The 26,414-nt window shown below is 52.0% G+C and carries 27 protein-coding genes; all 27 read right to left on the bottom strand.

What is annotated here, in order from left to right; genetic code table 11:
* Positions 1-13: 13 nt before the first annotated feature.
* The 27 genes from T320_RS13845 to lpxD all read right to left on the bottom strand — a co-directional run bounded on the left by T320_RS13845 (position 14) and on the right by lpxD (position 26,399).
* A complete protein-coding gene (locus T320_RS13845) occupies positions 14-1,504 on the bottom strand; it encodes a tubulin-like doman-containing protein (protein ID WP_051608582.1) in 1,491 nt (496 codons plus the stop codon).
* Positions 1,504-2,004, bottom strand: coding sequence for a hypothetical protein (locus T320_RS03930; protein ID WP_037353213.1), 501 nt, complete (start codon positions 2,002-2,004; stop codon positions 1,504-1,506). Before T320_RS03930 ends, T320_RS13845 begins: the two co-directional genes overlap by 1 nt.
* 13 nt (positions 2,005-2,017) lie before the next feature.
* Positions 2,018-3,148 carry a hypothetical protein gene (locus T320_RS03925; protein WP_156032730.1) on the bottom strand — a complete coding sequence of 377 codons (1,131 nt, stop codon included), beginning with the start codon at positions 3,146-3,148 and terminating at the stop codon, positions 2,018-2,020.
* A 616-nt stretch (positions 3,149-3,764) separates the two neighbouring features.
* Positions 3,765-3,995, bottom strand: coding sequence for an AtpZ/AtpI family protein (locus T320_RS03920; RefSeq protein ID WP_026759467.1), 231 nt, complete (start codon positions 3,993-3,995; stop codon positions 3,765-3,767).
* A gap of 1 nt (position 3,996) precedes the next feature.
* Positions 3,997-5,160, bottom strand: a complete 1,164-nt coding sequence (gene wecB / locus T320_RS03915) for a non-hydrolyzing UDP-N-acetylglucosamine 2-epimerase (protein ID WP_037353208.1) — start codon at positions 5,158-5,160, stop codon at positions 3,997-3,999.
* A gap of 155 nt (positions 5,161-5,315) precedes the next feature.
* The gene (locus T320_RS03910) at positions 5,316-6,368 is read right to left on the bottom strand and encodes an MraY family glycosyltransferase (protein ID WP_026759469.1); all 1,053 of its coding nucleotides are present in this window, start codon (positions 6,366-6,368) and stop codon (positions 5,316-5,318) included.
* A 118-nt stretch (positions 6,369-6,486) separates the two neighbouring features.
* On the bottom strand, positions 6,487-6,957 hold the full coding sequence (locus tag T320_RS03905) for a deoxycytidylate deaminase (protein WP_026759470.1): 471 nt from the start codon (positions 6,955-6,957) through the stop codon (positions 6,487-6,489).
* 4 nt (positions 6,958-6,961) lie between these two features.
* On the bottom strand, positions 6,962-7,372 hold the full coding sequence (locus T320_RS03900; protein ID WP_037353205.1) for a RuvC family protein: 411 nt from the start codon (positions 7,370-7,372) through the stop codon (positions 6,962-6,964).
* Entirely contained in the window at positions 7,369-8,559 is a 1,191-nt protein-coding gene (locus T320_RS03895; RefSeq protein WP_037353203.1) for a DUF3084 domain-containing protein, read from the bottom strand. Before T320_RS03895 ends, T320_RS03900 begins: the two co-directional genes overlap by 4 nt.
* 23 nt (positions 8,560-8,582) lie before the next feature.
* On the bottom strand, positions 8,583-9,683 hold the full coding sequence (locus T320_RS03890; protein WP_037353201.1) for an LptF/LptG family permease: 1,101 nt from the start codon (positions 9,681-9,683) through the stop codon (positions 8,583-8,585).
* Between the two features lie 11 nt (positions 9,684-9,694).
* The gene (gene lptB, locus T320_RS03885) at positions 9,695-10,414 is read right to left on the bottom strand and encodes an LPS export ABC transporter ATP-binding protein (protein ID WP_037353199.1); all 720 of its coding nucleotides are present in this window, start codon (positions 10,412-10,414) and stop codon (positions 9,695-9,697) included.
* 33 nt (positions 10,415-10,447) lie between these two features.
* On the bottom strand, positions 10,448-11,131 hold the full coding sequence (locus tag T320_RS03880; RefSeq protein ID WP_026759475.1) for an LptA/OstA family protein: 684 nt from the start codon (positions 11,129-11,131) through the stop codon (positions 10,448-10,450).
* Entirely contained in the window at positions 11,121-11,678 is a 558-nt protein-coding gene (gene lptC / locus T320_RS03875; protein WP_037353197.1) for an LPS export ABC transporter periplasmic protein LptC, read from the bottom strand. Before lptC ends, T320_RS03880 begins: the two co-directional genes overlap by 11 nt.
* Positions 11,678-12,589 (bottom strand): lysophospholipid acyltransferase family protein, encoded by a 912-nt coding sequence (locus tag T320_RS03870; RefSeq protein WP_026759477.1) that lies wholly within the window; start codon positions 12,587-12,589, stop codon positions 11,678-11,680. The genes lptC and T320_RS03870 overlap by 1 nt, the downstream gene beginning before the upstream one ends.
* A gap of 33 nt (positions 12,590-12,622) precedes the next feature.
* Positions 12,623-13,192, bottom strand: a complete 570-nt coding sequence (locus tag T320_RS03865) for a KdsC family phosphatase (protein WP_037353195.1) — start codon at positions 13,190-13,192, stop codon at positions 12,623-12,625.
* Positions 13,192-14,169 (bottom strand): KpsF/GutQ family sugar-phosphate isomerase, encoded by a 978-nt coding sequence (locus T320_RS03860; RefSeq protein ID WP_156032728.1) that lies wholly within the window; start codon positions 14,167-14,169, stop codon positions 13,192-13,194. Before T320_RS03860 ends, T320_RS03865 begins: the two co-directional genes overlap by 1 nt.
* A 30-nt stretch (positions 14,170-14,199) precedes the next feature.
* Entirely contained in the window at positions 14,200-15,027 is an 828-nt protein-coding gene (kdsA, locus tag T320_RS03855) for a 3-deoxy-8-phosphooctulonate synthase (protein WP_026759480.1), read from the bottom strand.
* A gap of 2 nt (positions 15,028-15,029) precedes the next feature.
* On the bottom strand, positions 15,030-15,761 hold the full coding sequence (gene kdsB / locus T320_RS03850) for a 3-deoxy-manno-octulosonate cytidylyltransferase (protein ID WP_037353189.1): 732 nt from the start codon (positions 15,759-15,761) through the stop codon (positions 15,030-15,032).
* Between the two features lie 18 nt (positions 15,762-15,779).
* Positions 15,780-18,278 carry a tetraacyldisaccharide 4'-kinase gene (gene lpxK, locus T320_RS03845; RefSeq protein ID WP_037353187.1) on the bottom strand — a complete coding sequence of 833 codons (2,499 nt, stop codon included), beginning with the start codon at positions 18,276-18,278 and terminating at the stop codon, positions 15,780-15,782.
* Positions 18,279-18,283: 5 nt separating this feature from the next.
* Entirely contained in the window at positions 18,284-20,029 is a 1,746-nt protein-coding gene (gene msbA / locus T320_RS03840; RefSeq protein ID WP_037353184.1) for a lipid A export permease/ATP-binding protein MsbA, read from the bottom strand.
* Positions 20,030-20,046: 17 nt separating this feature from the next.
* The gene (lpxB, locus tag T320_RS03835) at positions 20,047-21,189 is read right to left on the bottom strand and encodes a lipid-A-disaccharide synthase (protein WP_037353181.1); all 1,143 of its coding nucleotides are present in this window, start codon (positions 21,187-21,189) and stop codon (positions 20,047-20,049) included.
* Between the two features lie 148 nt (positions 21,190-21,337).
* The gene (locus T320_RS03830) at positions 21,338-22,141 is read right to left on the bottom strand and encodes an LpxI family protein (protein WP_037353179.1); all 804 of its coding nucleotides are present in this window, start codon (positions 22,139-22,141) and stop codon (positions 21,338-21,340) included.
* A 28-nt stretch (positions 22,142-22,169) separates the two neighbouring features.
* The gene (gene lpxA / locus T320_RS03825; RefSeq protein ID WP_026759486.1) at positions 22,170-22,985 is read right to left on the bottom strand and encodes an acyl-ACP--UDP-N-acetylglucosamine O-acyltransferase; all 816 of its coding nucleotides are present in this window, start codon (positions 22,983-22,985) and stop codon (positions 22,170-22,172) included.
* A 171-nt stretch (positions 22,986-23,156) separates the two neighbouring features.
* Positions 23,157-23,597: a 3-hydroxyacyl-ACP dehydratase FabZ gene (fabZ, locus tag T320_RS03820; protein ID WP_026759487.1), complete on the bottom strand. Its 441-nt coding sequence runs from the start codon at positions 23,595-23,597 to the stop codon at positions 23,157-23,159.
* Positions 23,598-23,636: 39 nt separating this feature from the next.
* The gene (gene lpxC, locus T320_RS03815; RefSeq protein ID WP_037353176.1) at positions 23,637-24,488 is read right to left on the bottom strand and encodes a UDP-3-O-acyl-N-acetylglucosamine deacetylase; all 852 of its coding nucleotides are present in this window, start codon (positions 24,486-24,488) and stop codon (positions 23,637-23,639) included.
* Positions 24,485-25,378, bottom strand: coding sequence for a lysophospholipid acyltransferase family protein (locus tag T320_RS03810; protein WP_037353174.1), 894 nt, complete (start codon positions 25,376-25,378; stop codon positions 24,485-24,487). The genes lpxC and T320_RS03810 overlap by 4 nt, the downstream gene beginning before the upstream one ends.
* A gap of 4 nt (positions 25,379-25,382) precedes the next feature.
* Positions 25,383-26,399 (bottom strand): UDP-3-O-(3-hydroxymyristoyl)glucosamine N-acyltransferase, encoded by a 1,017-nt coding sequence (gene lpxD / locus T320_RS03805; RefSeq protein ID WP_037353172.1) that lies wholly within the window; start codon positions 26,397-26,399, stop codon positions 25,383-25,385.
* Positions 26,400-26,414 lie beyond the last annotated feature (15 nt).

Here is a 26,414-nt window from a genome sequence, read left to right as displayed (position 1 = left end):
ATCACTTACCTCCTCAAACCTTAGCGCAGCTGTCATAAAGCAACCGCAGAAAACGTCCAAAGCCCTGTGCATATTCCTCGTCCTGGATTTTGCCCTCGCAAAGGCGATGCCAAAGCTCATCCATAGTAACCTTGCTGTCATCAGGCAACACTAGCTTGGAAAATTGCAAGGGATTTTCCAGTCTGGCTGGCTGCGAACCAAAAACATTAGGATTGATGAATTCCACACGGCGGTTAGACGAGTGATGCTCCAACTGATCGATCCAAAGAGCAAAACTCTCCGCATACTCCTCAAAACTGCGAACTTCCACCGTATCAATGGAAAGTCCTGCCAGGAAATCACGGAACCAGGGGTACTGATAATCCTTCAACCTTCCAGAAGCCAAATCCGCCAAAACCGGCTTCACCAGATGCACATAGGCAAAGATGAAGCGGGCAAACTGCCCCAGGGCCTCACTTACACGCATCTCCTGACCATCATCCAGTTTGATTACAGGGAGATCACTCCACTGAAAACTGGACTCGTCACTATGGGAAATATAGGAGCACTGCTGCCCACTATCGGTCTTTTCTCCGTAGAAGTCCAAGGCCGCCATCGCACCATAAAAATCTACCATATGTGCACCATTATTCTGGCTGGCAGCACCGATGCTGAATTTATCCACAGCTGTCAGCTGATTATCACCAATAAAGTACATAGCATCATATCCGCTATCCTTCATAGCATAGTATTTTAGCGCAGCCTTGGTATTAGTCAGGAAATTCTCGGAAGAAGCATATATGCCGGCATTCTTTTCCTGCTCCGTGGGAGAAAAGGCAAAAAATGGCAAGATGAGCGCCCCACCAATGCGTGCCTGACCAGCATCACAATATTCCTTCAACATGGAGCGCAGGAGTCTAGCTACCGTAGGCATGCCGGCAGCTCCAGTACCACCAAAGACAGAACCTGCCAGGAATATCTTAGCTTCCTGACCATTCTTCACATCCTGCTGCACAGCATGGATGAGATTGTCCCATGCCGGATCCCCTGCCAGACTGAGGCTTTCCTTGCCCCTGTCCAGACCAGCTTTTTTGGCCATTACTGCCGCACCAATGGCGGGACGACCACGGAAGCCTTCATTTAAAGTAGTAGATCGCTCATCCTGAGTATAGAGGACTTCATAGAGCTTGCCGATGGACGTACCACGATAAGCCTGATAAGACATGATATCGTCCAAGTTCTTGTCCGTCTCTGTAGGGCTCCAGATAAAAGGACGGGAAAGTTTGATATTGGTCTTGAAGAGGGGGGTTCCCCTGCCAGTTTCCAAGGACTGGAACTCATGAAGGCAATGGAGGGCAGCACTGCTGCGCTTCAGATTACCATTACCAATGTCCGGATCAATGGCCATCACATATAGTTCAGACTGCTTCTGCTGATTAGGCATAAGGCCCGCCGCACACAGATGGGTAAGGGACTCCATGACCTTAGCGCCAGAACCACCTATGGATATGAAATAATAGCTCATCAGTTCTTTCCTCCTCTGTGTTTACGAATCTGGCTGCTACCCAGCGGCGTATATTTATAGGCATCACTGGTGGCAAAGATAGTAGCCAGCCAGTAACCAGCTACTACAAATAATAGCACGAATATCACGGGAATTATGGGACTCATGGTGAGAGCACTCTTCTGCGCCGCATAAATATAAGGCACTGCAAAAGATAAAACTGCCAGAATTACCCCCAATATAGCCCAAATAGTCCGTTTGCCCACCCCCAAAGGAGAGCTCACCGAAAATCCCCATTGGGAAAGAGCACACCATATCAGAGCGAAAAACGCCGCCAATGAGGCCATAATCATCACCAAAGTCTTATAGGGCACCTGCCATTTCTGCAAGGAAGCATTTGCCCCTGTCCCAATGAAGGAATGAGCCGATAAGGAACCTGCCTCATAGGCCGTCAGCCCCATCAACCCCATCCAGGCAACTATGCCCAACATATACAAAACCATTTTCACATTTCTGCTCATCCTGCTTCCCCTTTCATCGTGCATTTATAACTATGTTAATATTTGCCAGCGCAGGCTGAGCTGCACTCTGCATGGTATCCCGCAAGGACTCCAGAATATGCTGGAGATTGGCAGTCTTGGACCCATCAAATGCCCCTGGATCGAGATCGATATTCGCCATATTCCACTCCTTCACCCATGGTGGCATCTTCAAGCTACGAGCTTCCGGTGCCAACCTTGCATGAATAAAATTGACTTGTCCCATAGAAATAGCCTGATCTGGCACAAAGGTTACGGTGACAGCGTAATTCCCCTCGCCATCCACCGGGCCTACTTCAATTTTAGGCGCATCCGCACCGGCGTCCACCATCTTCCACGCTCCACTTTCTTCATCCAAGGCAAAGACTTGCATAACCTTATCCAGTTTGCCCATATCTGCCAGGCAGGCACCGATGCCAGGTTTGTACTTGCAAGTCATGGTCAGACTAGTTTCGTCACTACTACTGTCATAGCCGAACTCTCGGATACGCTTGTCCTTGACTTCCAGACTTTCGTTGCTGTAGAGATTTTTGCTGTCTGCTACCTGCAGTTCCGGGAAAGAAGCGCCTTCCGCTCCGAGGTTTTCCGAAAACATGGCATACTGCATCTCCACTTTCCCAGCTTCGCTGGCAAAATGTTCCTGCCATCGCTGTAGGAAATCCTTAATATCCTGTTCCGGCCCCATGATGAAGAGATAAAACGGACGATACTTGGCTGGATCGCTGCCGCTGTCCCAGCTGTATTTAGCAGCGTTTAGCCCCACATCATAGATGTCTCCCTGAAATGGGTTTTTCACACCAATGACAGCCACCCCCAGATGCTGAGCGAAGTATTTTTCCCGCAGTTTTTGTGTCACATTACTCCAATCCGCATCACTTTCAAACAGGTCCGTAATCACAATGGAAAGATGCCCCGCAGTAGCTTGATCTATAACCCTTCCAAAGGAGGTAACGGTCTCCGTATAAGTATCAGGACTACTGAAAGCCCTATAAGAACGCCCCTCCAATGGGGTTACCTCTTCACCAAAGCGGTAAAAATGTGTCTCCCCCATTGCTGTAGCAATATCGCCCAAGTTATCCGGCAGCAGCTTGTATACGCCAGAAGGCAACGCGGTATATCCTCTCATAGACTCGGTGGCATCCCAGTAAATATCAACTACTGGTGCTGACTGCGTCGTTGTCGCCGCTTGTCCAGCCTCTTTGGGAATCTCTATGGCAGTAATCTTTCCGCCTCCGCACCCTCCCATAAGCATGCTGCCTAATATCAGCATAATAGTCCAAAGCTTCCGAAACTCTTTCAAAATATCCCGCCTTTCTCATCACATACAAAAAGCCCTGACAGGCTGCTGTCAAGGCCAGTAAAATTGCATTTGTTCGCAACAAAAACATCTTAATTTGTTATCTGTTCTCCCCAGTGGCAGAATTAATAAGAGCCAACAAACACTACTCCCATAAAATCCCCCATCATTGCCACATCTAAACAATAAATTGACCTTAACTTATTCTAATTTTTCTTTAATATTATAACTGATAAATACTCCTTCTGCAACCAATTCTCAGAATTAGCATCCCACACTCCAGATATTCACGATTTTACGAATTTATAACGCTAAATAAACTCTTTTCTGACCACATCCGGCTCCCGTTGATTGTTCCGATAAGATTATTCAGTCACTACTTTGGGTAGTGGCTTTTTTCGTATGCAAAAAAAGAACGTACCTCCATTCGCGGAGGTACGTTCTGTCAAATAAGTTCGTTATTCTTAAGCTGTCTGTACAGGGTATAAAAGGCTGCGGGAAAGCCCAGGATAATGCCACCGATTATCCCGGCTTTTCCCAATTGGAGAAAATCTCCGATAAGACTGCCAATGTAACCGCATATGCCTACGAATACCACGAGGTAGATGCCAACTCCGCCCAGTATCGAAAAGGCTTTGACGGCCTGTTTGAGGCCGCTTGGTTCCTGTCCGGCCATCTTATTTGCCTACGAAAATATCAGGGCGGTTATCAGCCAGGCCATAATGGTAGAGAATGGCCTGAATGATGCGCTGGGAGGCTTTGCCGTCACCGTAGGGGTTTACGGATTCTGCCATGCGGCTATAGGCTGCTTCATCCGTCAGCAAGGTCTTGGCTTCGTTATAAACCACATCCCGGTCAGTACCGATGAGTTTTACCGTACCCGCAGCAACTGCTTCGGGACGTTCCGTAGTATCGCGGAGCACGAGAACCGGTTTGCCGAGGGCAGGAGCTTCTTCCTGCACGCCGCCGGAATCGGTGAGAATCAAATGCGCACGGCTCATCAAATTGGCAAACGGTTCATAGTCCAGCGGGTCGATGAGGTGAACCTTCTCCAAGCCGCCCAATTCTTCCTGCACGACTTCACGGACTTTCGGGTTCTTATGCACCGGGAATACCACTTCCACATCGGCAAATTCTTCCGTCAGCTGACGCAGCGCCTTGTAAACATGGCGCATGGGCTCGCCCAGATTTTCCCGGCGATGGGTGGTCACGAGGATGATGCGCTTGTTCTCAAAGTCGATATTCTGCAGCAGTTCATCTTCGAACTGGAAGTCATCCTTTACCGTATGATGCAGGGCATCGATAACGGTGTTGCCCGTGATGAAGATGCTTTCGGGCTTCACATTTTCCGCCAGCAGATTGCTCTCGGAGGTTTCCGTGGGCGCAAAGTTCAAGTCTGCAATGCAGCCCGTGAGCTTGCGGTTCATTTCTTCCGGGAAGGGGCTGTACTTGTCATGGGTTCTGAGGCCTGCTTCCACATGGCCTACCGTCGTCTGATGGTAATAAGCAGCCAATGCACCGGCAAAGGTGGTCGTGGTGTCGCCATGTACCAGCACGATATCCGGCTTTTCTTCTGCCAGCACCTTATCCAGGCCCATCATGGCCTTGGAGGTGATGTCAAAGAGGGTCTGGCCCTGTGCCATGATATCAAGGTCGTGGTCCGGCGTGATATTAAAGAGTCCCAGAACCTGGTCCAGCATTTCGCGGTGCTGAGCCGTTACCGCCACCACCGGGGTGATTTTGTCCGGGTGCTTCTGCAATTCCAACACGATAGGTGCCATCTTTATCGCCTCAGGTCGGGTGCCAAACACCGTCATAACCTTGATTTTCTTTTGTTCCATTAATAGTCCCCTCTCTATATAAGCCTTCCCCTATGGGGAAGGTGGCAGCCGCAGGCTGACGGATGAGGTTTCAGGCAATCTCTGACATGAACCTCATCCACCGCAAGGCGGTCCCCCTTCCCCAGAGGGGAAGGCAATCATTGCGAATATTTCTTTTAATGCTGCTGGGCTGAATCATTCATGCGGAAGATGCCGATGCGCTTTGCACCGTAGAGCACCAGAGCCACGACCATGCAGACGATGGCAATGGCGAACTGCGAGCTGACTTCCGTCAGCGCCACAGCGCTAAGCCCCAGCAAGGCGCTGATGACGTACATCAGCAGTACAGCCTGCCGCTGGCTGAAGCCCAAATCCATCAGACGGTGATGGAGATGACCTCTGTCCGGCTTGAAGATGGGCACACCGCCACGATAGCGGCGCACGATAGCAAAGGTGGTGTCCAAGATGGGCAGCCCCAAAGCCAGAATCGGTACAATCAGCGCAATGGTAGCCGCGCATTTCACCGCACCGATAACGGAGATACCTGCGAGCATATAGCCCAGAAACATACTCCCCGAGTCGCCCATGAAAATCCGGGCGGGATTGAAGTTGTAGTAAAGGAAGCCAATCGCAGAACCAGCCAGTGCTGCCGTCAGAACAGCCACGAGCAGAATGTTCTGCTGCAAAGCCACTAAGAAGATGGTGACGGACGCGATGGTAGCCACACCAGCCGCCAGGCCGTCAAGTCCATCAATGAGGTTTACCGTATTGGTAAGACCTACAATCCAGAAGATAGTCACGGGAATGGCCAGCCACTCCGTGTAGAAGAAATCACCGAAGGGGTCTGTGATGAAGTCAATGCGCACATCAAAGGCAATGACCAGCACAGCTGCCGCTACAATCTGCCCCACCAGTTTGACCTTGGCCGGCAAGTTCTTGTAATCGTCGATAACACCCACGAGCACAATCAAGGAACCGCCCACCAAGAGGCCGGTGACCTCAAAGAGCACATCCGGCTCCACATCGATGAACTGCATAATCCCAATAATCGCCACCATAAAGGCTGCGTAAATACCCAGACCGCCGATACGGGGAATAGGTTTTTTATGTACTTTTCTCGCATCAGGAGCATCCATGGCTCCCGTCTTGGCCGCCAGGAAAATCACACCAGGCGTAATGAGCAGAGCCACACCTGCGGCAATGACAAACGCCAACATATAATCCGGCATACAAGTAGCACCTCTTTTTCTCAAATAATTACTAGAAATTCATAACAAGCCTATTTTAGCGCAGAGGGCCTATAGTGTCAATGAAAATAAGCTGAAAGCGCAATTTTTTAAGAGAATTTTAATCATGAATTTCATCGGGGCGGCAGGTAACAATCGTACCATCGGTTTCGTAATAAATCACCTGTCCGAGCTTGGCATTGCGCAGCATGCGGCGACACAGCAGGCAGGGTTTGCCGGAGGCCAGCGTGCCGTCTGCATTGATGCCCACGATGTAAATAGTAGCCCCCTCCATGGCGGCAGGGTCGGCGTTGATGATGGCGTTCTGCTCGGCATGAACGGCCACGCAGAGCTCATAGTTCTGCCCTTTGGGTACATGAAGCCGTTCCCGCTCGCAGATGCCCGTGTCGATGCAGTTTGCTTCCCCACGCGGAGCACCGTTATAGCCGGTGCTGATGATGATATGGTCCTTGACGATAATCGCACCATAGCGGCGGCGCAAGCAGGTAGCCCGGCGGCCCACCGCCCGGGCAATATCGAGGAAATACTCCGTCCAATCGGGACGCGGCTGGGAATTCTTGTTCTGCTCCATTTCGTTACTCTCCTTTGCTCTGCTGTTCTTCCTGTAAAAAGCGGCGGGCTAAGATAACCGCCACAAAATCATCCACAGGCACCGGCGGCACCTGCATGGTGACGGGGATGAGGCGTCGCCATCCCTTGGGCGGATTAGCCTTCCAGTATTCGCCCTTGGCTAGTTCCGTGGTGCGGTATTCATCCCGCACCAGTACCATAAGCTCCGGCACCTCCTTCAGCCGCCCTTGGGCGATTTTGCTGGTGGTGCCGTTGCCGATAACGAGACGGCTAAAGCCGTAGTCAGCTTTAGCCGCAGTTACTTCTTCTATGAGTTTGTCTGTCTCGATGACCCGCTGAGTCAGGACCTTGCCCTCACCGTCAAGGACGGCAAAGCCGCATTTATCCCGCCCGGGGTCGAGGGCTGCGATAGTCATTGCGTGTTTTTCTCCACATTTATCTTCAGACGCAAGGGCCCGGAAGCATCGGTGTTGCCATTGGCATAAGCTGAAAGAATCACCGGCCCCCGCTGACCGCGGAGCTGTGCTACAATCTCGTAGAACTGTGCTCCTTCCATTACCCCCACAGTCCCCCGCAAGGGGTCAGGCAGAATGCCTTTTGATGTAGCGGCAAAGTTTACATCCTTCAAGAAGTTCATAATGGTCTGTTCCGCTTCCGCATCTGACCCCGCCATCATGTCGTAGGGGCGGGCAATGATGAATTCCTTATCCCGGAAAATCACACTGTTGGGATAAAGTTCCAGATTGGTGCGGACTTCCTCGCCCCGCACTAAATTGCCGGCGGCCACAATGCGTACCACCATATCCCGTGAACTCTTGGCAATGTTTTCTACCGCCGTGTCGTATTCAGGCTGGTAAATCCAAATTTCCTTGTCGGAACGGTCACTGCCGAAGCGGGCCGATACATTGCGATTGGCCAGAGCCGCCAGCGTCTGCATATCTGCGGCCACATCCTCCACGGAGCGATTGCCCCGAATTACGCCGCTGGCAATGATTTCTCCGGCGCGGAAGGCAATGTCGCCTTCACGGATGGTAATCAGACCATCCCTGAGCTGCTGCGTGCGCTGCTCCAAGGATTTGTTGTCGTCGGTCAGCTTGTCATTTGCCGCCAGGAGCTTCTCATTGGAGCCGGACAGTTCCTCATTCTTTGCCGTCAGCTGTGCCTTGGCACTTTCCAGCTCGGTAATGCCGGACTGCAGCTTAGCAGCCTCTTCCTCCAAGGTTTTCTGCTGCTTGTTGAGCCTGTCTACATCCGCTTTGGACTGCTGCAGGGCTGCATCCGTCTTTTCCTGCTCGGACTTAGCCATAGCCAAATCCGCCTGCGTATTCTCCAGATTGTTTTTCGTCTCCTGCATGGTGCGGTTCAGCTTCTCCATGCCGAAGAGTGCAGTGCGCACATTATCCGAAGCCGCTGCCATTACGCCAAAAGTCAGAGTGGTAATGACAATACCTGTGAATATCGTAATGATTATGGATGTATGCCGGGGACGCAGGCCAAAAATCGACAGGCGTTTCTTGCCGATTTTCGTGCCGAGCCTGTCCCCGATAAAGGCGATTACCCCGCCGGTAATAACCAGCACGGTAATCAAGGATATTCCTGACATCTGTCAACCACCTTTCCTAAAATTTAGCGGGCCGCCCGTCTGATAAGTAAGCCGCCTGAGATAAGACCGATAATATTAGGCAACCAAACAGCCAGCAGCGGTGGCAAGGCCTCACTGCGGGCCAAAGCGCTGCCCATGGTCATCAGCGCATAGTAAGCAAAGATAATGATGACACTCATCGCAAAACCTGCCGATGAGCTGTTGCGGGTCGGCTGCAGGCCCAAGGGCACACCTACCAGCGCAAATATCAGGCTGGCCAGAGGAACTGTCACACGCTGATAAAGTTCTGCCTCAATCGCACTCGTATTGACATACTGGGTCTTCATGATTTCAATCTGCGCCCGCAGTTCCTTCATGGTCATCTCTTCCAATTCCTTCTGCTCCCGGACAATCTGCTGGGGATTCGAAGCAATCGGAAGCACCTGGGTCTTAAAGCGAATCATATGTTCGCTCTGGTCTTCATTCTCGGAAATATCGTAAATGACACCGTTATGCATAACCCATTTCTTGCCATCCCAGTCCGCAAAATCTGCATTTTCTACATGCTTAACCTTGCCGTCCGGGCCAAATTCCTGCAACGTCACGCCCTGCAGCTGCTGTGTCTCGGCATTAAAGATACGCGCATAAGCCAGACGCTGCATCTTGCCCTCGGAAATTTCCTTGAGAATGATGTGTTCCTGACTCTTCATGGTCGTGTTGCCCTGAATCTCGTAATAGAGCACATTGCGGTAGGCAGTATTTGCCCAAGGAACCACGTATTCATTGAAGGCAATCGCCCCGATGCTGACAATGAAACCCAGGACAAGGGCCGGCATGGCAATACGGGAAAAGCTGATGCCGCAGGACTTCATGGCCGTTATCTCACTGTTGCTGGACAGGCGGCCGAAGGTCAGCAGCGTGGCCAGCAGCATGGACATGGGAAAAGTCCACATAACGACCCCTGGCAGACCAAAGATAAAGATTTTGATGACCGCCTGCAAAGAAGCACCGTAATCCGTTATGTACTGAGCAATCCGGAATAATGTCCCCGAACCGATGAACACCGCAGAGAACGCGCAAATGCCAAAGACGAAGGTCATGAAAACCTCGCGGAATATATATTTGTCCAAAATTCGCAATCGCATATCTGTTCTCCTTACAAGGTAAAATTCTCGCCGAGATAAAATTTCCGCGCGATGGGGCTCTCCGCAATCGTGTGGCTATCGCCCTCCAGCAGAATTTTACCTTCACTCAGTATATAGGCCCTGTCCACAATCTGCAAGGTCTCGCGCACATTGTGGTCCGTAATCAGGATGCCCATGCCCCGCTGACGCAGGTACTGGATAATCTCCTGAATGTCTGCCACAGCCAGCGGGTCAACGCCGGCAAAGGGTTCATCCAACAGGATGAACTGCGGCTCCAGCGCCAGACAGCGGGCAATTTCCACCCGGCGGCGCTCACCGCCGGAAAGTTCTGTGCCCTTGCGTTTACGCACATGGGTGATATGAAACTCCTCCAAAAGCTCCTCGAACTTGTTTCTCTGTTCGGCTTTGGAAAGTTCCGTGGTCTCCAAAATGGCCATGATATTTTCTTCCACTGTGAGTTTGCGGAAAATGGAGGACTCCTGGGTCAAATAGCTGATTCCCAAAGAAGCCCGGCGATACATGGGCATTTTGGTGATATTCACATCAGACAGGAACACCTCACCGGAGGTCGGCTGCTCCAAGCCCACAATCATGTAGAATGAAGTGGTCTTACCCGCACCGTTAGGGCCTAAGAGGCCTACGATTTCCCCCTTTTCTACACGCAGGGACACCCGATCCACCGCGGTGTGTTCCTTAAACTTTTTTACCAGATTTTTTGCCTCAATATGCAAAGCTCTGCCCTCCAAATTTATCGTTACAGCCCCTTACTTGACCTTGGCTCTGCCATTAGGGTCAAGATAAAGGGTAAGTCTATTGCTCTTCATGGTATTGTTTTCCTGAATGGCCCAGGCGTTGCCAGTCATGATGACACGGCCCTGTTCCTTGCCCACGTAATCTGCGTGGTCGCCGCCGGCTTCCATCTTGCGGGACGGACTGTTGACATGAACATTACCTTTGCCAATGTAATGTTCATCATCCAGCCAGCCTTCCATATAGTCAGCCGTAAAGGTGTCGCCACCATCCGTAATCGTGCCGCCCGTAGGGATTTTCACATATTTGTTCTGATTGGGATAGTAGTCCACATGTTCACCCGTAAAGGTCTTCTGGCCCTGAACCCCATGCACATTCCCTGTGGCACTCATATGGCCCTGACCATCGGAGACAACCTTGTCACAGGTAACACGCAAGTCGTCACGCACCGCGATAACATTGCCTTCCACGGTACCTTCCTGGGTCTTGGAGTTATATGTAGCCTTGGCACCGGTAACCTTGGCATTGCCCTGCTTCATCAGCACATCACCAGTGGCTATAGCCAAGCCGCTTTTCATATCGTATTCCACCGTGTCAGCATCCAGACTGGCCGGTTCATTTGCGGCGAGCAGTGTACCCACAGGCAGAGCTGCGGTCAAGCAAAGGGTCAATAAAAGCTTTCTCATCTTATTTTGCATTTGTATTTCCTCCTTTGGCCAGATGGGCTTTGCCAATCACCTTGACTTTGTTGAAGCCGTCACTGCTTTCAATCCGCGCACCCGTAGCCAGCATATCTTCTTTCGTGACCTTGGCACTGCCCACAGCAGCCAGCAGCTGCTTGGCAGCCTCCCAGCGCAGTTCATCACTAGTCAACCTGGCACCATCGCTGTTTTTCACATCCACATTGCCGGCAATGACAATGTTCTTGGTCTTATCCTCATAAGTACCCTTATCAGCGGTTACTTCCACCACCCGGCCATCCTCGGCATAAAAATGACCTTTCAGTTTTTCCAGTTTGGCGTCGCGGGTCTTCACATCCACATCGATATGTTCAGCCGTCAAATCCCAGATTTTCCGGCCGTTCTTTTCCTCGCTGAGTACATTGCCATCATAACTCATAAACCGCCCACTATTGGGGTCAGCATCCGGCGAAGGTGTATCCGGAACGGTAACCACCGCCCAAACAATCGCAGCGATAAAAACTGCCAGTCCTGCGCCAAGCCATAACTTGCGCTTCTTGTCCATCAGGCTTCCTCCTGTGCTTTAACCGTGTGGTGCTTGCCCACATTCTGCTGTTCCGGGGGCGTATTCCACCGCTTCTGGAACCACAGCCACTGGGTGGGGTTTTCCCGGATAATATCTTCGATTATTTTCGTCATCTTCACGGTGAAGTCGAACAAATCCTTGTCCGTATCGCCGGTGTCCTCGTACCGCATGACCTCGCCAATCACCACTTTATGCTTACCATTCTTCTGGCGCAGGATGAAGGCGGGCAGCACCGGCGCCTTGAACTTGCAGGAAAAGACTGCCGGGCCCATGGGCGTAGCTGCCAGCTTGCCAAAGAAGGGCAGGAATGCACCATTGGGGCCGCCGTCCTGATCCGCCAGGAAGCCAAGGATTTTTCCTTTTTTGAGTGCCTTGGCTGCCGCTAACAGCTCACTGGTGCCCCGGGAAAAAATCTCCACATTGATAGTCTTGCGCAAATCATTCAGGGCATTGGTATACTGCATATTGGGTTGTGGCTTGGCAATGGCCGTTACCGGCAGGCCGTTCATGGTAAAAGCCGCCGACAACCATTCCCAGGTGCCGATATGACCGGTGAGCACCACGACCCCATGGCCTTCCGCCAGGGCGTCCGTCATGCGCTCCAGATGGTCAATTTCAATATACTCGTGAAAGTTCTTGGGGGTCAGCTTGGGCATATAGAGAATTTCGAGCACATTGCGTGCCAGATTCACAAAGGAATCCCGCACGGTTCTGCGCGCCTCAGCCTCATTAAGCCCCAAGGCAGGCATAATCTGTGCCACTGCCAGCTCCCGCTGCTTCTTAATCAGAAGATAGTATAGCTGTCCCAGTACCCAGCCGGCAGCCATTACGAGTTTATAGGGGGTATGACGCACCACCCAGCTCATAAACATCACAAATTTATACTGCATTAATCTTCTTCCCCCAAAATTACATTACTTGCTTTACTGAATCAAGCCAGCATTTTCCTCGGATTTCACCGGAATCAAAAAGCTGGCCATCAAATCTTCCCATTTGCCCTGAGCCTTGAAGATGAATTCCAGCAGTTCCCGGACAGCACCTCTGCCGCCGGGGCAGCAGGAAACCACCAGAGAATGCATGCGCACATCAGGAATGGCATCAGCCACAGCCATGGGCAGGCCAACCTGCAGCATGATGGGCAAGTCGATGAGGTCATCACCAATGTAGGCGATTTCTTCATCGCGGAGACCGGTGCGCTTCTTGAGCTCATCATAAGCCTCCCGCTTGTCGGAGTTGCCCTGAAATACCTCGCTGATATGCAGTTCCTTAGCTCGGAACGCTACCTGTTTGGACTTACGGCCTGTGATGATGGCGGTCTTGAGCCCCAGCTTATGCGCCAGGGTTATACCCAGCCCATCCCGGCAATAGAAGGGCTTGTACAGTTCTCCCTGCTCGCCGATATAAATGCCGCCGTCAGTCAAAACGCCATCCACATCGAAAATAATCAGTTTTATCTTCCTGGCAGCTTCGATTGCTTTGCTGTGAATCTCCATTATACCACTCCTTGACGCAAAAGGTCAGTCAAATGAATAATACCCACAGGAATTTTATTGTCATCAATAACCGGCAGCACCGTAACCGGGCGCGGTTTGTGTTTTTCCATAACCGAGAGGGCCGCCGAAGCCATGGCTTCCTGCTTGATGGTCAGCGGCGTTTCGAACATGATATTGCCCACGGCTTCATCCAGGAATTTATAATCCTTGGCCAGCGCCCGGCGGATGATACCATCGGTGATGATGCCCACCAGCTTGCCGCTGTCATCGATAACAGAAGCGGCGCCCAAGCCCTTATCCGTCATGATAAAGAGGGCATCCTTAGCCGTCTTATCCTTATGCACCAAGGGATTTTCCTCGCCCGTGTGCATGACATTTTTGACGGTGAGCAGGAGTTTCCGGCCCAAAGCTCCTCCCGGATGGAACAGGGCAAAATCCTGACTCGTGAAGTCCCGAACACTCATGAGGGCGATAGCCAGCGCATCGCCCATGGCCAACGTGGCCGTGGTGCTGGCGGTAGGTGCCAGGCCCAACGGGCAGGCCTCTTTTTCCACTCCGATATCGACAAAGTGGTCAGCAGCCTTGCCGAGCTGCGAATCACGGCGTCCGCACATGGCAATGATGCGGGCGCCGATGCGGCGAATAATCGGCAGGATGTTGACCACTTCTGCCGACTCACCGCTGTTGGAAATGGCAATCACTACATCATTTTCCGTCACCATGCCCAAATCGCCATGGAACGCTTCACCGGGATGCATGAAGAAGGCCGGCGTGCCGGTGCTGGCAAAGGTAGCGGCCATCTTGCGGCCCACATGACCGGATTTGCCCATGCCGGTTACAACCACACGGGCCTTGCAGTCCAGAATGCACTGCACCGCAGCCACAAATTCCTCGTCAATGCGTTCCTTGAGTTTTTCTACGGCAGACGCCTCAATGGTGAGGGTTTCCAGTGCCGCTTCTTTTATCTTGTTGATCAATCTTATCCCCTCGATTTACTAAAGCTAAAATCATTTCTGCTTATGACGGACGATTTCGTGAATGGCAACAGCATCCTTCAAGAGGTCTTCCAGCTTGTCCAGGTAAACCATGTTGGCACCATCAGACAGGGCCTCTTCCGGATTGTCGTGAACTTCCAGGAACAACGCATCCACACCGGCAGCCACAGCAGCCCGCACTAGATATTCCACATACTCACGGTTGCCGGCAGAAGTAGTGCCATTGCCGCCCGGAAGCTGCACACTGTGCGTGCCATCCATTACCACGGGATAACCGAAGGAGCGCATGATGGGCAGGGAACGCATATCCACCACCAGATTGTGATAGCCAAAGGAAGCGCCACGCTCGGTGAGCATCATCTGGTCACAGCCACTTTCATGGAGCTTGTCCACCACATTGCGCATATCCTCAGGCGCCAGGAACTGGCCCTTCTTCACGTTGACCACACGCCCCGTCTGAGCAGCGGCATGCAGAAGATCCGTCTGACGGCAGAGGAACGCAGGAATCTGCAGGATATCGGCCACTTCAGCCACAGGCTTTGCCTGCGCGGACTCATGAATATCCGTAACCACAGGAACCTGCAGTTCTTCCTTGATTTTCTTGAGCATCTCAATGCCCTTTTTCATGCCAGGGCCACGGAAGCTATGATAGGAAGAACGGTTCGCCTTATCGAAGGAAGCCTTAAATACATAGTTGATGTCCAAACGCTGGCAGATTTCCTTGATGGTACGGCCAATCAGCAGGCAACGATCCAGACCTTCCAACACACAGGGACCAGCCAGCAAAGTCAGCTTTTCTCCGCCACCAATCACATAATTACCAACTTTAACCTGATTCATATTCAAGCTCCTTTCGATTTGTATATCTCGTTGACCTTCGCCAAATCCTCGGCAGTATCAACACCAACAAACTTCGCTTTTGTCTCGACGACCTTAATGCGGTACCCATTTTCCAATGCACGCAGCTGCTCTAAAGACTCCGACTGCTCCAGCGGCGTAGATTCCATCTTCGCATAACTAAGCAGGAAGTCCCGCTTGTAGGCATAAATACCGATATGCTTATACACCGGGCAGCCTTCATTACGCGGATACGGCATTACCGAACGGGAGAAGTAAAGGGCATAACCATTTTTGTCGGTTACAACTTTTACATTATTGGGGTTCTCGATTTCCGCCCGCTCCGTCATCTCTGTCTTGACGGTAGCCATCTTGAGTTCACTGTCCATCTCAAAAACAGCGGCCAGTTCATCAATGAGTCCCGGTTCAATCAGCGGCTCATCCCCCTGCACGTTGATGATCAAATCCACATCGGGGAATGCTGCAGCTACCTCGGCCAGCCGGTCAGTGCCGGTGGGATGGTCGGCCCTGGTCATTATGGCCTTGCCCCCATTGGCTTCCACGGCCGTTACGATGCGTTCATCATCGGTCGCCACAATGGTATCCGAAACTTTTTTGGCCTGTATCGCCCGGTCGTAAACCCGGCAAATCATGGGCTTGCCCGCAATGTCCTTCAATGGTTTGCCCGGCAGGCGGGTGGATGCATAACGGGCGGGAATAACACAAAGTACCTTCATAATGGTCCCTCTTACTTTTTATTTTGCAGTCCGCGGCCCCAGTTTGTCTGCCAAACGCTGGGCCAGCAGTGATTTGAATTCTTCTTTGCCCTGCTGGAAGGTAACTTCCACGCAGATGACGTAAACGGGAATCTTGATGCCGGCATGGATGACTTCCATGGGAATCTTCACCGCATCTTTTTCCGTAATGACAATGGCTTCTGCCCCCATGCGTTCAGCCTGATGGAGAATGTCAGCCATTTCCTGCATACTGTAGTCGTGATGGTCAGGATAGCGCAGGCTTTCCAAAATCACCGTGCCCAAATCCGACAGGGTCTGTTCAAAGGAGGCAGGATTGCCGATGGCGGATACTGCCATAATCTGCTTGCCCCGCATCTGATTCACATCGATGCCATCACCGGCAATGTCCACATACCAGTCAGCCAGGGGGATGAAGCGCCGCGGCTGGTGGATGCTTTCCACAATCTGCGCCTCTTCGTTGTAGCGATGTACCGTATCGCGAATAAAGTCCCGCGAACCCTCGGCTGCCTGGTCCACCTTGGTCAGCAGGCATACATCCGCACGGCTGATATGGGCGATGGGTTCGCGCAGGGTACCGCGTGGCAGCATGTAGCCGTTGCCAAAGACATTGACGGCATCCACCAGCAGAATATCCATATCGCGTTCGAGCTGCCAATGCTGGAAACCATCATCCAAGATGGCTACCTCAGCACCGAAGTTTTCAATAGCGTACTGCCCCGTAACGGAACGGTCCGCACCGATAAGCACCGGCACTTCCGGCAGGTGCTTGGCCAGCATGAAGGCCTCGTCACCGGCATCAGCAGCCGTCATATGAAGGCGCTCACCATCGGAAACAATACCGACCTTGCCATGCCACTTGGCCCGGTAACCACGATTCAAAATGACCACCTTGTAACCCATATCGCGAATATCGCTGGCCAGTCGCTGAGCAGTCGGCGTCTTGCCTGTACCGCCTACGGTAACATTGCCCAAGCTGATGACAAAGCAATCCAGTTTCTTGCGACTGAACACGCCATGACGATAACCCCAAAGCTTGAAATCCACCAGAAGCGCATAAATTTTCGACAGGACGTAGAGCAGCGCCGTCAGGATATGCTCTCCAAAGCCGTTTACTTCCTTCAGATGTACCAGCTCGATAAAGTAGGTCTGGAAGTTGTCAATCTTCTGGGTAAAGCGGGCCCGCTGACGGTTCTCAGGAATACTCTCATAGGATTCCAGCATTTCCCGCAGGATAATCGCCGACTTGCGGGATGCGCCCTTATTTTCGCCCACAATGGCCAGAGTTTCCGCTTCGAGCTGATGGCGGTGTGCTGCATCATCAAAGAGCTGCACGGTCTCTGCCGCCAGTTCCTGTTCGTTATTCACCGTGATGCAGGCATTGCGCTTCTTGAACAGAGCATGGGTATCCTTGAAGTTGAACATATAATGGCCCACGATAATGGCCTTGCCATGGGCTGCAGGCTCCAGAATATTGTGGCCGCCATGGGGAATCAGACTGCCCCCGACGTAGACCACATCACCAACACTGTAAACCTTGCCCAGTTCGCCAATGGTATCGAGAATCACGATATCCGCATCCTGCGGCCCCTGCTCCTGCTGTTTGGTGCGGGTGGTTACCGTAAAACCGGCCCGCTTGCAGATATGAATGACCTCCTGCGTACGGAGCAGTTCTCTAGGCGCAATGACCAACTTGGCCTTGCCATGCTTCTCCCGCACAGCCTTAAAGGCTTTGAGGACGAAATCTTCTTCGCCGCGATGGGTGGAACCGGCCAGCAAAATACCTTCGGCCTTTTCCAGCCCCATCTCTCGGATGATGGCAGCCTTTTCTTCCGGGCTGACATCGGTGTAGGTCTGGTCAAACTTGGTATTGCCCGTCACCGTCACGAGTTCCGGAGACGCACCCAACCGCATGATGTAATCCGCATCAATGTCGGACTGCATGGCAAACTTGGTCACCGTGCCAATCATGTCACTGAGCAGGCTCCGCAGATAGCGATACTGCTTCACACTGCGGTCGCTGATACGGCCATTGACCATCATGACCGGAATATGCAGCTTGCGGGCCGTCTTCAAGAAGTTCGGCCAGAGCTCCGTTTCCACGGGCAGGAATACCCGGGGATGGATGCGTCGCAGGACACTGCCTGCCAAAAACGGCAGGTCAAGCGGGAAGTAGATAATGGCATCCGCATCTTTGATGATGCGGTTAGCCATTTCATAACCGCTCGTAGTAACCACAGACACCAGAATTGGCGTCTTGGGAAATTCCTTATGAAATTCCTTAATCAGAGGACTCGTGGCTACGATTTCACCTACGGAAGCCGCATGCACCCAGATACAGTGTTTTTTGGCCACCTTTTCCAAAGTCTCTACCGGGTAGAACCCCAGACTCTGGCGGATACGCTCCACAAAACCTTTTTCCCTGACCGAGCGTATCATAAACACCGGTATAATCAATATGACGACCAGAATCGCCGCTAAGTTGTAGAGGATTTGCATTACTATTATGCCCCTTCTGCTGCCACGTTACCGCCGCCGAACTGAATGTTGTAGAGGTGGCTGTACAAGCCGCCCTGCTGCAAGAGTTCCTCGTGGGTACCGTGTTCTTTTATCCTGCCGCCATCAATAACATAAATCTGGTCGGCGTTGAATATCGTAGACAGGCGATGAGCGATGACAAAGGAAGTTCTGCCCACCATCAGGCTGTCCAAAGCCGCCTGTACGATTTTTTCGCTTTCCGTATCCAAAGCCGAAGTGGCTTCGTCCAAAATCAGAATCTGCGGGTTCTTGAGGATTGCCCGGGCGATGGCCATGCGCTGGCGCTGGCCGCCGGAAAGATTCAGCCCCCGCTCCCCAATAGGTGTATCATACCCCTGCGGCAGATCCCGAATGAAGCTGTCGGCATTCGCCGCCTTGGCCGCCTCAATGACTTCTTCGTCCGTGGCGTCCAGCCGCCCGTAACGGATATTTTCCATGACCGTCGTGGAGAACAACATGGTCTCCTGCGGTACAATGCCAATCTGCTCCCGCAGGGAATCAAGCTTCACATCCCGGATATCGTAACCGTCAATGGAGATGGAACCGCCGTTAATCTCATAGAAGCGGGGAATCAGATTGGCGATGGTAGACTTACCTGCACCGCTGGGCCCCACGAAAGCAATCATCTGCCCCGGCTTCACATCCAGAGATACATCTTCCAGCGCATTAACCCCTTCCTTATAGCCAAAGGTCACATTCTTGACCTCCACATGGCCCTGAATCTTCGGCAGGGATTTCGCATCTTCCTTATCGCTGATGGGTTCCGGCAGGTCGATTACCGCAAATACACGGTCCACAGCAGCCATTGCCCGCTGCAGATTGCCATAAACACGGGCCAGACGCTTTACGGGGTTCGCCAGATTGACCGCATAGGTCAGGAAGGCCACCAAAGCACCGGCCGTCATCTGGCCGTTGACCACCTCATAGCCACCAAAGCCTACAATGAAAGTAACGGAAACCGCCGCCAAAAATTCCACAGTCGGCGTCAAGAGGCTGGTGAGCTGCACATTCTTCATGGCTGCCTGGAAGTTTAGGATGTTCTGATTGATGAATCGCTTGATTTCGTAATCTTCACGAACAAAGGACTTCACCACCCGAATGGAGGAAATACTTTCCTGTAAGAGAGACGTGATATCCGCGGCCCGCTCCTGAATCACTGTACCGTTGCGCTTGAGCTTCCGGCCAAAAATCTTCATAGCCTGACCCACCAAAGGAATGACCACCAGCGTCAGCAGGGACAGTTTCCAGTCCAGATAAAGCATCATGGCAATGGACCCTATCAGAATGGATCCTTCCGTAACCATCTCGATTAACTGATCCACAAGGGCCGACTGAATAGCCCCTACATCATTAGTGATATAGCTCATGGTCTCACCTGTCTGATGCTTGTCAAAATAAGCCATAGGCATGCGCTGGAACTTGCGGAACATCACTTCCCGCACATCGATAACCACTTTTTGTCCAATATAGGACACCAGATAGGACTGGCCGTAGTAGAATATCCCGCGAATCAGGAAAACCACCACAATGCTGACGCAGATGACGTACAGCATTACCATATCCTTTTCAGCCAGCACCTTATCCACCATATCCTTGATAATCCAGGGCAAATAGAGGTTACAGGCTGCTGCCACCACAATGCAGACAATGGCCAGCCCTAGACGTTTCAGATACGGCCTGATATATTGCAGAAGCCGCGTATAATTCTTCATGTATTTCCCTCACTTATTTATTCAGCGGCAAATTCCCGCGCTGCATTCAAAATCCGTTCCGCTACCCGCTGAGAAGCTCCGGGAGCTCCTAGCTTCCGACAAGCCAGTTTCAGCTTCTCAACCACTTCCTGCCGATGGGCCTCACCGGGATAGAGCTTCATGAGCTCACCGGCAATATTCTCCGGCGTGACTTCATCCTGCAGCAGTTCCCGCTGGAAGCTTTCATTTAAGAGAATATTGGGCAAGCTGAAATTATCCACATGCACCAATAACTTCCCAATAGCATAGGACACGGGTGACAGGCGATAGAGCACCACGCAGGGAAGCCCTAAAAGTGCCGCCTCCATCACTACCGTACCGGAAGTAGCCATAGCCGCATCCGCTGCCGCCATAAGGCTGTAGCGCTTTTCGTCGGTCAAAGTAACCGCTACGCCAGACGCGGCAATCATCTCTTCAATCCGCTCACGACTCACAGTATCGGCCACCGGCAGATAGAATACCGTATCCGGCTTCTCGGTCAAAAGTTTTTTGGCCCCCGCCAGCATGGACGGCAGCAGGAGTTCAATCTCCTGCTTGCGGCTGCCGGGCAGCAGCAAAATCACCGTCTTATCCTCCGGCATCTGAAAGAATCGACGGGCCTTCTCCCGAGGCATTTCTGCCCGTACGGCATCCACCAGCGGATTGCCCACGAAGGAAATCTTTGCCCCGGCCGCCTCATACACCGGCAGTTCATGGGGAAAGATGGCGATAAATTCATCGGCAATCTTCGCACAATCCCTGGCCCTGCCCTTCCGCCAGGCCCAGGCCGAAGGCGGAATATAGGAGAACACGGATATCCCCAAAGACTTGGCCCGTTTGGCCAGCCGCCAGTTGAAATCGGGATAATCGATAAGCACCAGCATGTCAGGCTTTTCTTCCCGCATAAACTCCGTCAAATCATTCAAGAGTTTCCAGATGCGGCGGATATTCACCAGGACTTCCCATACGCCCATTACGCTGTAATCGGCAAAATTCCGGCACAGGCGCACGCCGGCATCTTCCATGCGGCTGCCACCGAAGCCAATAAGCTCCGTGGCTGGTGACATCGCCAGAATTGCCCGGGCAATATTTTCGCCGTGCACATCCCCGGATGCCTCACCAGCGGAAAGCATAATCTTCATGGGTCGTCCTCCTCAACTCAATACTAAGCCAAATTATATTATAACGCAAAGAGACAAGTTTTACCAGCGGCAAAACCATCACTTATCTATCATAACAAGCAAAAAGACGTTGGGCATACATATTGCATCCCCAACGTCTCTGTATCGCTTACATAGCCATAATGGTGATATCGTTGGCTTCGGCCAGAGCGATAACTTCTGCCCGCTCCACCAACAAAGTGGCATCGGCTTCGATAGCCAGTGCCTTAGCGCCGGTTTCCACCATCATCTGCAGGGTCTTGAGCCCCACCGTGGGCACATCAAAGCGGCTGTCCTGCTGAGGCTTGGCCACCTTAGCCACCACAGCATTGCCACCGGCCAGTTTGCCGCCCCGCAGGATGCAGGCATCTGTTCCCTCGATCGCTTCCAAAGCCATCACAGCCATATCCTTGACCACCACAGTCTGTCCCACATCCATCCGGCCGATTTCCTTGGCCATCTGAAAGCCGAACTCCATATCCTTTAGCTCGGCTTCCGTAGGCTGGCGTTTGGTGAGAACACCTTTGCCCGGCATCAACTTGCGGATGAGTTCCGTCTGGTCAAAGGTTTCCACATCAATCTTCCTGAGCTCATCAATGATGGCCAGCATGATGGTATCGTCCTTCCTATCCGGCACCCGCATAAGAATCTGCATGGCCTTTAAGTCCGGCAAAGTTTTCTTGGCGAACAGTACTTCCTTGGTAACCTTGCCAATCATCGTCACCTTATGGATGTCATTCTTCTTGAGATACTTGAGTATCTTGCCCACCTTCAGGACATTGATTTCCTGATAGTCATCGGCATAGTCGCGCAGGCGCTGGTCGGTATCGGGCAAGAGTGCCACAGCATAGACCTCATAGCCCAGCTCCTTGGCCGCCCTGGCAATCTCCACCGGCAGGGCGCCAATGCCTGCCAAAAGTCCAATCCGCTCCATTACAAACCTCCGCAACTACAAACAATCCTCATTTATCGTCCCGGCGTTCCCGGCAAATGCCCCGATCGGCATTGCGCAGGAAGCGCAGGAGATGGTCCACTTCTTCACAGGGAGCAACTTCCTGTTCGATAATCTCCACCGCTTTCTGAAGGCTCAGACCGGAACGGTACAGAATCCGGTATGCCTGTTTCAAGCTGCGGCGGGCAGACAGCTCAATGCCGGCCCGGGAAATGCCCACACTGTTAAGACCAGCCACCTTGGCAGGCTGACCGGCCACAATGGTATAAGGCACAACATCCTGCGTCAAACGGCTCATGCCGCCAATCATGGCATTGCGGCCAATCTTGACGAACTGATGTACACCGGTCATACCGCCCACAACAGCCCGGTCTTCCACAATGGCATGACCAGCCAGGCTGGCCAGATTGGACATGATTACCCGGTTGCCAATCACGCAGTTATGGGCAACATGGGTCAGAGCCATCAGCAGGCAGTCGTTGCCAATGCGGGTTTCCTCGCCTTCACCGGTAGCCCGATGTACCGTAGCGCCCTCACGGATAACGGTGCGGTCGCCGATATAAGTAAAGCTTTTTTCGCCCTTGAATTTCAAATCCTGCGGCACTTCACCGATGGAAGCGCCCTGAAAGATATGACATTCCTTACCGATTTTCGTCCAGCCTGTGACTACTACATGAGGTCCGATAATGGTGCCCTCACCAATTTCCACATCGCTGCCGATTACGCTATAGGGGCCAATCTGGGCCCCAGCGGCGACTTTGGCTCCTTCTTCCACAATCGCCGTGGGATGTATCTGTGCTTCTGCACTAATATTTTCCGTGCTCATCTCTACAACTCCTTATAACCAATCTGCCGACTCCCCACAATATCAGCAGCCTCTTTGCTCTGTCTTTTCTATATACTCCCAAACTGACCTCTAATTCTCTCATTCTATCTGACAGCAAATTCAGGCGTTATCCGAGCTGAACAAAGATTATCATCAGTTTATCAGTAAAAATCACATGTTTTCTTCTTTTCTCATAGCAAACTTAAAGTCAGCAGAGGCAACCAATTTGTCATCTACATAACCATCGCAATGGAGCACACCGAATTCGCCGCGAACCTTTACGATATGTGCCTTGGTTACCAGCTGGTCACCGGGCACTACCGGACGCTTGAACTTGATGTTTTCCATGCCGCCGAACATGGCAATCTTACCCCGGTTTTCTTCCGGATAGAGCATGGCTACGCCGCCTACCTGCGCCATAGCTTCCAAAATCAGCACACCGGGCATAATGGGATGTCCCGGAAAATGGCCTACAAAAAACGGCTCGTTCATGGTCACATTCTTAATCCCCGTAGCCGATTTGAACGGATCGATCTCCACAATGCGATCCACCAGCAGCATAGGCGGGCGATGCGGCAAAATCTTCATAATATCCGTAATTTCTAAAACCATTGTAATTCCCTCTTTCTAATAGATTTCTCTATCCAAATATCAACCCAAATTTTCCACAAGTTTTTTCGCCAAATTCGTATTCAGCGCATGCCCCGAGGCCACCGCAATGACATGGCCGCGAATAGGGCCTGCCAGACGCAGGTCGCCGATAACATCCAGGATTTTATGACGAACCAGCTCGTCCTCAAAGTGAAGCGGATTGAGCCAGCCTTCATCATTGTAAACGATAACGCTCTCCAGCGTACCGCCAAGCCCCAGTCCCATATTGCGCAGGGCTTCAATCTCCTGCTCATACGCAATCGTGCGGGCCGGTGCAATTTCCCGTTCGTAAAGCTCCGGACTGATTTCGAAGTTTTCATACTGCACGCCAATAAGCTTATGGGGATTTACAGAAGTAAAGCTCACCCGGAAGCCATCATAGGGCAGCACCATGACAAAACGGTTAGACTCCTCATCATCAATGCGGTATACCTTATCGATGACGATTTCCTTGCGTTCTGCCGCCAGTTCCTTAACACCTGCATCCTTCATCTTCTGGAAAAACGCCAGCGAAGAACCATCCGCCACCGGCGGTTCTTCGGCATCTATTTCAATATAGCAGTTGTCAATACGCAGGGCATGAAAGGCACTCATCAAATGCTCGATGGTGAACACCTTGCAGCCATTTTCCTCCACAGTAGTTGCCCGCATGGTGGAAGTGACATTAGATGCCGTTGCATGAATTTGGGGCTGCCCCTCTAAATCCGTGCGCACAAAAACCAACCCGGTATCCGCCGGAGCCGGCTTGAGCACCATGTGTACCTCACGGCCAGAATGCAGGCCGATGCCAGTATAGCTGGCTTCTGCCGCTAATGTAGTCTGTTGCAAATCTATTCCTCCTGATAGCTTCATACGCTCTTCGAAAAATCCGTATCGCGATATTCCTCCCGAATGGATTTCCAACGATCATGAAGCCAGAACCATTCCTCCGGATATTTCCTTATATGTGCCTCAATGGCATTGTTGATAAGCTGCGTGGTCCGATTGATATCTTCACGCTTATCCGCCGTCTTCTCCACATAAAAAGGCCCTTCCACAATCAACGTATGGAAGCCTGCCTTATCCCGATGCATAAAGGATGTAAATATCGGCACTCCCTGAAAGCGCGCCATGGAGGCCGCTCCCGGAGTCGTATTGGTCGGCTTGCCGAAAAAATCCAGGACAATGCCGTCATGACGGTTGGTGTCCTGATCCATAATCAGGCCAATAGCCCAGCCCTTCTTCAGCATGGCAAACATTTCCCGCACGCCGGTCTTGTAAGTGATATGCATGCCAATCAGCGTACGATATTCATTGATAAATTTATCCGCAGCCGAATCCTTCTGCTTCATGGCCACTCCCACCAAAGGAATGCCCGCCATCGCAAAAGCGCCGCCCATGAGCTCCCAGTTGCCGCTATGGGACGCCGCAATCACAGCCCCTTTGCCTGCCGCCATTCCCTGCTGAAGTTTTTCCAAGCCTTCAATGCGCACATAATTTTCCGGCTGCTTCTTGATGAGAGGAAAGCGCAGAACTTCAAAGAGCATGGGGCCAAAACGCACGGTACTTTCCTTGGCAATACGGCAGGCCTCATCATCGTCGACCTCCAGACACATTTTTATCTGTCCTATGGCCAGACTCTTACGCTTGCTTGGAATCACCAGCCATGCCAAATTTCCCAGACCGCGGCCCATTTTCTCACAGAGCCCGCGGGGCAGGGCACAGGCCAAAGCACTTATGCCCTTTAATATATAGTACAACAACTTCTTAGCCCTCGTACTTTGCTAATTTCTTTTCCAGCTGCTTGATTTTCTTCAGCATTTCCGGCAGCTTCTTCATAGCTGCCTGCATGCGCAGCCATTCCGTATGGCTCTGCACCGGGAAGCCGGCGCAGAAGACACCCTCTGGCATATCACCAATAATACCGGAGCGGGCCGCATAGACAGAGTTAGCACCGATATTGATATGACCTACAGTGCCCACCTGGCCGCCAAACGTAACATTATGACCTACGGTAGTCGAGCCGGAAATGCCGGTCTGAGCTACAATCAGGCAGTTTTCACCGATTTTGCAGTTATGGCCAATATGCACCAAATTGTCAATCTTCGTGCCCTTGCCGATAACCGTAGCCCCCATGGCTGCTCTGTCGATGCCGTCATGAGCACCGATTTCCACATCGTCCTCCAGAACCACGATGCCCACCTGAGGCACTTTCGTGTGAACGCCGTCTTTAGTGGTAAAGCCAAAGCCATCGGACCCGATAACTGCCGAGCTGTGAACCACACAACGATTGCCCACCCGGCAGTGTTCGCGAACAGTGGCATTGGAATAGATGACGCTGTCATCACCAATCTCCGCATACTGACCAATATAGGTATGGGGATAAAGCACCACATTATCACCGATAACCGCATGGTCATCCACCATGGCAAAGGGCATAATTGTGACATTCTGGCCCAGCTTTACATCCTTGCCCACATGGGCTTTATCGCTTATTTCTGCAGGGCGCTCCAGCTTCGGCGTAAAAATCTCCAGCAGTTTGGCAAAAGCCGCTCTGGGGTCTTCCACATAAAGGGCCGTCTTGGGAAAGTCCGTCACGCCTTCCGGCAGCATCACTGCCGCCGCCTTGCAGATCTTAGCCTCCTCAATATGAGGCTCCACCGCAAAGGTCAGGTCACTGGCTCCAGCTCCGGCAATATTATCCAGTCCTTCTATTTCAATAGCTCCATCGCCGGCCACACGGCCGCCCACAATGGCTGCAATTTCCTGCAAAGTCTTCTTCATGCTGGTACTCCCATC

The sequence above is a fragment of the Selenomonas sp. FC4001 genome (genome assembly GCF_000701565.1).
GTDB lineage: Bacteria > Bacillota > Negativicutes > Selenomonadales > Selenomonadaceae > Selenomonas_A > Selenomonas_A ruminantium_B.
This window is presented reverse-complemented; position numbering and strand designations above follow the sequence as displayed.